Annotated in this window: 6 protein-coding genes; 3 read left to right on the top strand and 3 right to left on the bottom strand. The window is 68.5% G+C overall.

The annotated features are described in order from the left end of the window. Both AC1D0P_RS14585 and AC1D0P_RS14580 read left to right on the top strand, forming a co-directional pair. The coding region (locus AC1D0P_RS14585; RefSeq protein ID WP_477677394.1) for a Bug family tripartite tricarboxylate transporter substrate binding protein at positions 1-1,044 on the top strand (1,044 nt) is incomplete at its 5' end. A 7-nt stretch (positions 1,045-1,051) separates the two neighbouring features. Beyond that, positions 1,052-2,491 carry an N-acyl-D-amino-acid deacylase family protein gene (locus tag AC1D0P_RS14580; RefSeq protein WP_477677393.1) on the top strand — a complete coding sequence of 480 codons (1,440 nt, stop codon included), beginning with the start codon at positions 1,052-1,054 and terminating at the stop codon, positions 2,489-2,491. Between the two features lie 37 nt (positions 2,492-2,528). Here the strand turns inward: AC1D0P_RS14580 and AC1D0P_RS14575 are convergent, their stop codons facing one another. From AC1D0P_RS14575 to AC1D0P_RS14565, 3 genes are all read right to left on the bottom strand, one after another. Then, positions 2,529-4,466, bottom strand: a complete 1,938-nt coding sequence (locus AC1D0P_RS14575) for a CHASE2 domain-containing protein (RefSeq protein WP_477677392.1) — start codon at positions 4,464-4,466, stop codon at positions 2,529-2,531. 6 nt (positions 4,467-4,472) lie between these two features. Then, positions 4,473-6,140 carry a FecR family protein gene (locus AC1D0P_RS14570; RefSeq protein ID WP_477677391.1) on the bottom strand — a complete coding sequence of 556 codons (1,668 nt, stop codon included), beginning with the start codon at positions 6,138-6,140 and terminating at the stop codon, positions 4,473-4,475. Between the two features lie 76 nt (positions 6,141-6,216). Next, on the bottom strand, positions 6,217-6,924 hold the full coding sequence (locus tag AC1D0P_RS14565; RefSeq protein WP_477677390.1) for a response regulator transcription factor: 708 nt from the start codon (positions 6,922-6,924) through the stop codon (positions 6,217-6,219). A gap of 217 nt (positions 6,925-7,141) precedes the next feature. On the opposite strand from AC1D0P_RS14565, the gene AC1D0P_RS14560 reads away from it, so the two are divergent. Continuing rightward, on the top strand, positions 7,142-11,011 hold a 3,870-nt coding region (locus AC1D0P_RS14560; protein WP_477677389.1), incomplete at its 3' end, for a beta strand repeat-containing protein.

Below are 11,011 nucleotides of genomic sequence, written 5' to 3'. Positions count from 1 at the left end.
GTCCACGCATCATTCGGTTTCCTCATTCCTCACGGCTCCTTCCAAATTCCCAAGGTGACCTCCATGACCGACTACCGGAGAACGCGGCGAACACTCCTCAAACTGGGGGCCGCCGCGATGGCATCCTCGCCCCTGCTGGCACGCGCCGCATGGCCCGACCGGCCCGTACGCCTGATCGTTCCCTCCGCCGCGGGCGGTTCGCCCGACAACATCTGCCGCATCCTGACCGGCGAGTTGGTGAAGGCCCTGGGCCAGCCTTTTGTGATCGACAACAAGCCCGGCGCCAGCGGCAATATCGGCATGCAGGAGATCGTGCGCGCTGCGCCGGACGGGTACACGCTGGGATACGGCAATGTGGGCACGCTGGCGATCAACAAATCGCTGTTCTCCAAGCTGCCCTACGACCCGGACAAACAGCTGGTTCCCGTGGCGCTGCTCGGCTATGTGCAGAACGCGCTCGTCGTCAGGAATGACCTGGGCGTCAAGAACGTGGCCGAGCTGATCGCGCTGGCCAAATCCAGGCCCGGCAAACTCAGCATGGCGTCTCCGGGCAACGGCACCACCGGCCACCTGGGCGGCGAACTGTTCAAGAGCATGACCGGCACCTTCATGACCCACGTGCCTTACCGTGGCAGCCCGCAGGCCATCCAGGACCTGATGGGCGGCCAGGTCGACCTGATGTTCGACAACCTGTCGTCCATCGCGCCGCACATCAAGAACGGGCGCATCAAGGCGCTCGGTGTTTCCGGCCGGGCGCGCAGCCCGCTGTTTCCCGAGGTGCCGACCATAGGGGAGTTCGTCAAGGGTTATGAAACGACGGCATGGGGCGGCATTGTCGCGCCGGCCGGCACGCCGCGCGAGGTGGTGCTGCGGCTCAACGGGGAAATCAACAAGGTGCTGGGCAGCGCCGCGGTCAATGAGCGCTATGCCGCCATTTCCTTTGAGACAACCATAGGCTCGCCCGACCGGCTGTTTGATCGCGCCCTGCGCGAGACGCGGATGTGGACGGAGGTCGTCAAGCGCGCCGGCGTCCAGGTGGATTGAACGCCTTATGTTCGATTCCATCATTGAAGGCGGCGAACTCATTGACGGGACGGGCGCCCCACGGGTGCGCGCCGACCTCGGCATGTCCCAGGGAAAAATTCTCGCGATCGGCGACCTGTCGGCCGCCCCGGCGCGCGAACGGGTCAGCGCGCACGGTCGGATTGTCGCGCCGGGTTTTATCGACGTGCACACCCACGACGACCGCTTGCTGCTCTTGCCCACCACGGGCGCGCACCCGAAGTTGTCGCAGGGCGTGACGACCGTGGTGTCGGGCAACTGCGGCGTCAGCCTGGCCCCCTTGCAGACACGCCATCCGCCGCCGCCGCTGGACATCCTCGGAACGGACGGCTGGATTTACCCGAGCTTCGCCGCCTACCTGGATGCGCTTGACGAGTCTCCGCTGGCCGTCAACGTTGCCTGCCTCGTGGGCCACTCCACGCTGCGGGTCAAGCACATGGTCGACCTTGACCGGCCCGCCACCCTTGCGGAATCGGCGGGCATGGCGGCGGAACTCGCAGGCGCGCTGGCCGCGGGCGCCATCGGCCTGTCAACGGGTTTGTACTATCCGCCCGCGAAAGCGGCCACGGCCGAAGAGGTGATTGCCGTGGGCGCGCAACTCAAAGCCGCCGGCGGCATGGTGGCGATGCACATCCGCGATGAAGGCGATGCCATCGACGAGGCGCTGCGCGAGGCCCTGCACATAGGCCGCGAGCTGGGCGTGGGCACCGTCATTTCCCACCACAAGCTGGTCGGCACGGCCAACCACGGCCGCTCGGTGCAGACCCTGGCGATGCTGGAGCAGGCGGCGCGAGGGCAATCGGTCTGCTTTGACTGTTATCCCTACAACGCGTCGTCCACCATGCTGCTGCCGTCCCGCGTGAAGCAGTCGAGCGACGTGCTGGTGACCTGGTCCCAGCCCGAGCCCGGCGTTGCGGGCCGTTCCCTGAAAGAACTCGCGCGCGAGAGAAACCAGACCGAGGAAGAGGTGGCGCGGGCCTTGCAGCCGGCAGGGGCCATCTACTTCGCCATGAGCGAGGAGGACGTCAGCCGCATCCTGAGCCATCCCATGGCCATGGTCGGCTCGGACGGCCTGGCGCATGACGTACGTCCGCATCCGCGTTTGTGGGGAACTTTCCCGCGCGTGCTGGGGCATTACGTGCGCGAGAGAAAGCTGTTTTCGCTCGAGACCGCCATCTACAAAATGACGGGGCTCAGCGCAAGGCGCTTCGGCCTCGCCGGCCGGGGAATCCTGGCGGCCGGAAACCACGCGGACATCGTCATCTTTGATGAGCACCGCGTCGCCGCCAATGCCAGCTACGAGCAGCCCACCGAAGCCAGCTCGGGAATCGATGCGGTTTTTGTCAACGGCCAGCTCGCCTGCCGGGACGGCCTCAGCGTCCGGGTGGATGCCGGCCGGGTGCTGCGCAGGCGGGGCGCGTTTTCATGAGCTTGCCTGGAGGAGAGCCCGGATGACCGCCGCAGCGCTACACCAGCGGAAGCCGTATCCATAAACGCGCACCCGTGGGCGCCAGGGCTTCATAACCCGACTGGCCGCCATGCCGCTCGGCCACGCTGTGCACGAAGTAGAGGCCCAGGCCGGTGCCGTGCGCCGTCTGCTGCGCCGCTTTCTGCGTGCTGAAGCGTTCGAACAGGTGGGGCAGCATTTCCGCGCTGACGCCGGGCCCCTGGTCGGCCACCGACAGTTCGGCTTTTCCGTCTTGCAGGGCCAGCGTCAAAGTGACGCTGCCGCCCGCGGGCGAGAAGCGCAGGGCGTTGTGCAGCAGGTTGTCGAGCGCGCGCTCGAGCAGGTGGAAGTCGCCGCGTATCCACACCGGTTCATCGGGGATGTGGCGCAGCAGGCGCACGGATTTGCCCTGGGCCGATTCGTAGACCGCGTCGGTGGCCYGGTGCGCGACGCTGCCGAGGTCGATTTCGCGCAGGTCCTTCTGCTCCAGGCTTTGCACGCGGGCAATCGACAGAAAGGATTGCGCCAGCTTGTGCGCGCGGCGCAGTTGCTGGAAAAGCCGGTGCTGGTGCGTCTCGTCCAGCGTTCCGCCGCCCAGCTGCTGCACGGCGGCGGCCAGGGGCACGCGGATGTCGTGCGACAGGAAGGCCAGGGTCTCCTCGCGCTCCTTGTGCAGGTCGTGAAAGCGCTGCTGCACCTGCTTGACGTGGTCGATGCGCTGCTCGAACCTGAGCCGGTGGAACGGGCTGTCCGCCGCCGCGCCGGTCAATTGATGAAGCTGCCAGTCCAGGTAGCGCCTGGCCGTTTCAAGGCGGCGCCAGCTCCACAAAGGGTAGGCCGCGATCGCGCCGACCAGGGCGCCCGAGGGCGCAAACCAGCGCCCGGACACCAGGGGCAGCGCCACGCTGAGCGCCACCAGCGCCGCAAACCATGCCGTGTTGACCAGCAGGCCCGGCAGCGGCATGAAGCGCAGCGCCCACAGCAGCGGCACCAGCGCCAGCGCGGCGCCCAGCGCCAGCGTCCAGGCCCTTCCCAGCGGCACGATAAAACGGTCGTCGCGCAGATTCAGCAGCACATTGGCCAGCACTTCCACGCCGGGCATGGCGGCGCCGTTGGTGGTGACCGGCGTTGAGAGGATGTCGCCCATGCCGGCCGCCGTCGCGCCTACGAAGACGATCTTGCCGCGCAGTGCCTCGGCGGGCGCGCCGGGGCGCATGAGTTCCACCGCCGAGACGGTGGGAATCGTGCCCGGCGGGCCGGCAAACCGTAACAGCCGGGGCTCGCGGCGCACCAGCGTGGGCGCCTGGTCGGTGACGAGCCGTGCCGTGTCCCCGGGCGGCAGGTAAGGGGTGGCGTCCGGGGGTTGCCAGCCGGTGATTTGCAGCGCGCTCTGTGCCAGCAGGGGCCAGCCGGCGGTGCCCACGCCTTCCCACAGGTCGACGCCGCGCGCCACGCCGTCGTCGTCCAGGCGCACGCTCACGCGGCCCAGGCCGGCCGCGGACCGGGCCAGCAGCGGGATGGGCGGCGACTCCAGCAACTGGCCGTCCAGGCGGGCGCTTTCCATCACGACGGGCAGCGACACGTTGCCGCAGGCGCGCATGGCCTTGGCCAGGGCCTGGTTGCCGGCGGGGTCGTCGCCGACCTCGTTGAAGGCGATGTCCATCGCCACGGCTTTCGGCGAAGCCCGGCATATCTGTTGCAGCAATTCGGCGTGCACACGGCGCGGCCAGGGCCAGCGGCCCAGTTCCTGCAGGCTGGCCTGGTCGATCGCCACGATCACCACGCCGGTCGGGGCGGGCTGCGCGCCCAGCCGCTGCGACAGGTCAAAGACAAAATGGTCGATGCGCGCCAGCCAGCCGCTGGCGCTGACCCCCAGTGCCAGCGCGGCCAGCACCAGGCCCATGCCCAGGAGTTCGCGCAGGCTGTGCGCGCTGCGGGGCGGCGGAGTGTCTCGCATGCCGGCCTACAGCAGCAACAGCGGCAAGCCCAGCATCCATAGATAGGGATGGCGCGAGGGCACGTCTATCTTCTGCAGCATGGGCGGCCCGGCGGTGCCGTCCTGGTTGTCGACCAGGCGGACGCCGAGGAAATGCGCACCGCCCGAGGGGCGGGGCAGGCGGACAGTGCCGTCGAAGGAGTCCTGTTGCTGGTCTTCGGGCGCCATGCCGGGCGTGGCCGACACCGAGACCCGGTAGTGATGGTCCGGCGGCGGTGCGGGCAGGTCCAGCAGCAGCGCGTCGGTCTCGTAGCGCAGGGCGGCCTGGCCCAGGTCGGGCATCCCCGGCGCGGGTTTGTAGCTGAAGGACGACGCGGGAGACCACGGTCCTTGTTCACCCTGCGCCGTGATGCTGGCCACACGCCAGTGCAGCTTGCCCTCGGGGAGGTCGTCCGCGGGCAGCCACTCGGTCTGTGCCACGGGCTGGTCCAGCAGGGCTTGCGCGAAATCTTCAGACTTGGAGGCTTGCACCCGGTAGCGCGCGGCGTCCACCGCGCTGGTCCAGCGCAGCACCGGGCGCGGCGAGCGCATGGTGGCGGCGCGGCCCGGCGCCTGCAGGGCGGGGGCGAAGGGGCGGGCGGCCACGGTGAAGGTGTGCCGCGCTTCCAGGCCTTGCAGGCCCAGCGCATCCAGGGCGCGCACGCGCAGGATATAGCGGCCGTTGGGCAGGTCGGCAAAACTCAGGACGCCGGAGGGTGAAGTCCTTTCCGCGAGGATGGCGTCAAAGCTGCTGTCCTGGGAAACCTGGCCCCACAAGACGGCGCCTTGTTCGCCGCGCGCGGGAGGCAATGAAAAGCGTAGGGGCAGTTGTTCCAGGCGCGGCGGCAGCGCCGACACGTCGGGCGCGCGGGGCAGGGCGCGGGGCGGCAAGGGCGCTTCGCCCGGGCGCGCAAGCGTGCCGAAGCCGGGTCCCACCACCACGGTTTTCCCGGTGGCGTCCACACCGACGGACCCTTCCAGGGTTTCCTCGCGCGTCTGGCCGGCTTCCACGCCGACGCGGAACACCGTGCCGCGCACCACCGCCTGGGCGCTGGGCGTCAGCACGCGCAAATTCTGCTGCGTGCGCCTCCCTGGGTTGTCGGTGATTTCCGTCTGGCCTTGCAGCAGGCGGACCCGCGTGTCGGCCATCAGGCCGTTGGCATACAGGCTGAGGGTGTCCAGCACCAGCGTCGAGCCTGGGTGCACGCGCAGCTGCGTGCCGTTGGCCAGCTCCAGCGTGGCGCTGGCCAGGGCCTCGGTCTGGAGCTCGGCGCCCACCGGCAGGACCTGTCCCGTGGACGCGGCTTTCCACGCCCCCTCGGGCTCGCGCCAGCGCACGCTGCCGTGCACTGTTTTTAACGTGGCCTGGCCGGGGCTGCTGCGCAGCATGGAGGCGGGAATGCGCAGCACCGTGCCGGGCGGAATGCGATGCGGGTCGGCGATCCGGTTGAGCCGCTGCACCACATCCCAGCGCTGCGGGTCCACCAGGTGGCGCTGGCCCAGGCTGATCAGCGTGTCCCCGGGGCGCACGCTGTAAAGCCAGACCGGCGCGCTGGAGGCCTTGTCGGGCACGCCGGCGGCGGGCAAAGGCTGGGCCGGCGCAAAGGCGGCGATGCCGAGCGACAGAAGCCCGCCGGCGGCAATTTTTTTGTACATGGGAAGGCTTCCGGAACATGCCGGCCCGGCAGGGCGGCGGCCTGGCTCGAACTTGCGGGAGGAGGGCGAGTGGACCTCAGTCATGCAGCCACTCGAGACGGTAGCCCTGGCCGTAGACCGACACCAGGCGCCAGCCCGATTCGGGCGACAGCTTGAGCTTTCTGCGCAGGGCGCTGGCCTGCACGTCGACCTTGCGCGACTCCACGTCGGTGTTGTGCCCCCAGACCGTCAGCAGCAGGTGGGAGCGCGTCAGCAGGCGCCCCACGTTTTGCAGCAGGTGCAGGGCGAAATCGGTTTCCAGGTCGGTCAGTTCCACGCGCCGGCCTTCCAGAAAACATTGCCGGGTGCTGAAGTCCACTTCCAGTTGCCCCCAGGCGCGGCGCCGTGTTTCCTGTTTCAGGCCGGAGCGATGCAGCACGACGTTGAGCCGCGCCAGCAGGATGGGCCGGGAAACCGGTTTGACCAGGTAGTCGACCGCGCCGGCCGACAGCATCTGCACCACGTCGTCCTCGCTGTCGCGCGCCGTCAGAAAAATCACCGGTGGGCAGGCGTCTTTGAGTTGCAAGCGCAGCCTTGCCAGCACCTCGGGCCCTGACATGTCCGGCACCAGCCAGTCCAGCAGGCAGGCCGCGTACYGCCCTCTTTCCACGGCCCGCGCGCAGTCGGCGCCGCGGCTGAACAGGTCCACCGCCAAGCCTGCTTCCCTGATCCATCCACAGATTGCTTCGGCGGTTTCAGGCTCGTCTTCCAGGTAGGCGATTCGGGGCGCGGAAGTGTGAGGCATACGAATTCAGGTGCCGGGGACTAAGCCGGATCATTACTTTCAGTTACATATTTTGGGGTCTAAGGACTTACCGAGTTTAGTGGTCTGACAACTGTCTGCCCACCCCTATTCGCCTCGAGTGTTGGTAATTAGTAAGTGTAAACAAGGATTTACCCTCTGTTTGTGACAGGCCTCCTATCATCCGCCGCGCTAGTACCTTTTACCTCCTGTCACAACTATGCTCGAACTATTCCGACGCTGCGCGAAACACCTGGGCAAGCTGCCGACCCCGGCCTCCTGGATCCGTCCGGGGTCCGTTTTGCTTGGTTTGGGGCTGCTGCCGGCGGCCGCTTTTGCCCTGACCGCCTCGGTCACGGCCGTGATTCCGGCACAGGGTATTTACCCGGGTGAAACCGCGATATTGCGCATCGCACTGTCGAACAGCGACCCGGTTGCGGCGACCAACGTGGCCTTCAGCAACAGCCTGCCCGGCCTCTTGCCCAACGGCCTCAAGGTGGCCGGCGCGGTCACCAACGGTTGCGGCGGCGCGTTCACGGCGGCATTCGGAACGCAGGCGCTGGACTTGACGGGCGGCAGCATTCCGGCCGCCGCCGGCGGAATCGACGGGCAATGCGTGATCGACATCCCGGTCACCGCGGGGACCTCGACCGGCAACGCCACCTCCTATGCCTACCAGATCCTCAACGGCGCGGTGACCAGCAGCGCCGGCAGCAACAGCGGGGACGTCTCGCAGACCTTCAACGTGCGCGCGCTCCAGCAGCCGCAGATTTCCAAGGGCTTCGGCAGTTCCACCGTGGTGCTCGGAGGCGCGGCAACCAACCTGACCATCACGCTGACCAACCCGAACCCGGTGGCGATTGAAGGCTTCAGCATCACCGACAACTTTCCGCAGCTCGGCGGCAGCGCCATCATCAAGGTCGCGGCTGCGCCCGGCGCCAGCGCCAGCTGCACCAGTGGGCCCGCGCCCGCGTTCAACCCGGCGCCGGCGGCCGGCGCCACCAGCGTGACGGGCACGGGCGACATTCCCGCCAACGGCAGCTGCACGTTCGTGGTCGCGGTGGAAGCGTCGCAGACCAACGGCCAGTACACCACCAACGCCCAGAGCAACCTGATCAACCGCAGCAGCGACTTCAGCAACGCGCTGGGTATTCCCGCGCAGGCCAATGCGCAAGCCAACATCACCGTCCGGTCGCCGCTCAGCGTGGCCAAGGCGTTTTCTGGCACCTCGCTGTCCAGCGGTTCCGCCGGCAGCCTCACCATCACCTTGACCAACAGCGGCAACACGCCGCTCAACGTCACCACCTTCGACGACAGCCCGATCGACGGGCTGGGCGGCGTCAACCCGGCGACCGGCCTGAACGTCACCTCGGCGTCCACCACTTGCGCCGGCGGCGTGGTCACCGCCATCAACAGCAACAAGGGCGTCAGGCTGACCGGCGGCACCATTCCTTCCTCGAACAGCAGCTGCACGGTCACCGTCAACTACACCGGTTTTGTCCAGGCCTCGGGCGTTCCGGTGACTTACACCAACAACATCCCGCAAGGCGCGGTCGACGTCGGCAACGCGGCCATCAAGAGCCAGAGCGCCTCGGCCACCATCCTGGTGGCGGACGACCTGCGCGTGCTCAAGTCGGCGCTGCCGGCCAGCCCCGTCGCGCCCGGCAACCCGGTCCAGTACCAGCTCACGGTGCAGAACTACGGCGCCGGCGCGATCAGCAACCTGACGGTGACCGACAACTTCAGCAACGGCCAGACCTTTCTGACCGGCACGATAGGCGGCATCAACTACACGCCGACCGTGAGCGCCGGCTGCGGCAACGTCAATTCCGCGAGCGCCCTCGGCAGCGCCACGGCGGTGTTCACGGTGGACACCGTGCCGGCCCGCGCCAGCCCCAGCGTGCCCGGCGCCTGCGTCATCACGATGTGGGCCATGGCCTCCAGCACGGCGGTGGCTTCGTCGGGCAACACCATTGCGCCCGGCGGCGTCTGCTACAACGCCGGCGCCACCTGCAACGGCGGCGCTTCCAACTCGACCAGCGTCGTGACCAACGCCGCCGTACTGGCGGCCAGCAAGGCATTCGCGCAGTCCTCCCCCGGCGTCAGCACCTTTGCCGAAGGCACCATCGTCCGCATGACCATCACGCTGACGAACAAGTCGGCGAACCCGCTGACCAACGTCTCGATCTCCGATACGCTGCAGCTGGCCAACAGCGGGGGCGGGCAGTTGCGCATCGCCAACCCGGCGAATGCGGCCAGCACCTGCGGCAGCCCCACCATCACCGCGGTCGCCGGTTCCACCTCGGTGGGCCTGAACGGCGGCACCGTGCCCGCGCGCGCCGGCAACGGCCTCGGCGCCGACGGCAGCTGCGTGCTGCAGGTCGACGTCGTCGGCCCGGCCGGCGTCTACCCGAACACCGCCACCGTGGGTGGCACGCAGACCTTCGGCAACGGCAGCACGCAGGCGCTGGTCCCCGTGACCACCAATACCGCGACGCTGACCTACACCTCGGCGCTGAGCGCGGCCAAGAGCTTCAACCCGGCCAACGTGTCCTCGGGCGGCAAGTCCACCGTCACGGTGCAACTGCTGAACTCCAGCGCGCTGGCCCTGACCAACGTGAGCGTGACCGACCCCTTGCCCGCGGGCATGGTGCTGGCCAATCCGCCGAACGGGCAGACCACCTGTGCCGGCCCCACGGCCATCACCGGCGCCGCCGGCGCCGGCAGCATTTCTTTGACGGGCGCCAGCATCGCGGGCAGCGGCAATTGCGCCTTCCTGTTCGACGTGGTCGCCACCGGCGCGGCCAACTGGGTCAACACCATCCCGCCCGATTCCATCCTGGCCGACGGCGGCGTGCGCAACGTCGCACCGGTCAGCGGCACTCTGCTGTTCACCCCGCCCACCGGCATCGCGATCAGCAAGGCCACGTCCATCAGCTCGCTGACCTTTCCGGGTGAGCCCAGCCGCCTGACCATCAACATCGCCAACGGCACGCAGGCGGTCACCAACCTGCGCTTTACCGACTACTTCACGGTAGGCGGCACGGCGGCGGCGGCCAACAACGGCTGGGTGCTGACGCCCAATCCCGCTCCCACCACGACCTGCCCCGGCGGTGTGGTGACCGCGGTGGCCAACGCACGCTCGGTCAGCCTGGACGGTGTCGCACTCGCGGCCAACGCCAGTTGCCAGCTCAGCGTCAACGTGACCTCTACCGTGACCGGCGGCAACACCAACACCATTCCGGCCGGCGCCATCGTGACGGACCAGAACCTCAGCAACGCCAACCCGGCGACCACCAGCCTGGCCATCAGCACCAACATCGGCCTGGTCAAGCAGTTCACGCCGAATGTGGTCAAGCCCGGCGCGCGCTCGCGCCTGCGCATCACCTTCTACAACCCGCTCTCGCAGCCCGTCAGCAACCTTGCCGTCACCGACACCCTGCCGGCCGGCGTGACCGTGCCCAGCGGCGCCAACCCGACAACGACCTGCCAGGGCGCGACGGTGACTTCGACGGTCAACAGCGTGCAGGTTTCCGGCGGCACCATCCCCGCCGCGGCCGGCAACGTGCCGGCGACCTGCCAGGCTGAAATCGACGTGCTCGTCGCGGCCCAGGGCGATTACGTCAACACCATTCCCGTCAACGCGCTAACCGCCAGCGCCGGCGGCAACCCGCTGTCCAACACCCAGCCCACCAGCGACACGCTGCGCGCCAAATCACCGGTCGTGGTGCACAAGGCCTTCAGCGCCCGCACGCTGGACGCGGGCAACCCGGCCGGCTTCACCACCGGTTCCGACAGCAAGGCGCCTGGCGCGCCGGCCGTGCTGACCTTGCGCTTTGACAACCCGAACAACACCGCCCTGACCGGCCTGACCCTGACCGACGCCTTGCCCGCGGGCCTGGTGGTCGCGCCCACCCCTGCGGCCGCCACCACCTGCGCCGGCGGCAGCGTTGTCGCGGCAGCGTCGGCGACCAGCGTGCGCCTGACCGGTGCGACGCTCGCGGCCGCCGGTTCGTGCACCGTCACGGTCAACGTGCTGAGCAACATCTCGGGCGTCTACACCAACACGGTTCCCACCGCCAGCATCACC

Source organism: Polaromonas sp. P1_G2 (assembly GCF_056405515.1).
This window is presented reverse-complemented; position numbering and strand designations above follow the sequence as displayed.

What these genes read in the sequence shown, in the direction of transcription:
- AC1D0P_RS14580 (WP_477677393.1), top strand. Translation starts at nt 1,052, where the DNA reads ATGTTCGATTCCATCATTGAAGGCGGCGAACTCATTGACGGGACGGGC.
- AC1D0P_RS14570 (WP_477677391.1), bottom strand. Translation starts at nt 6,140, where the DNA reads ATGTACAAAAAAATTGCCGCCGGCGGGCTTCTGTCGCTCGGCATCGCC.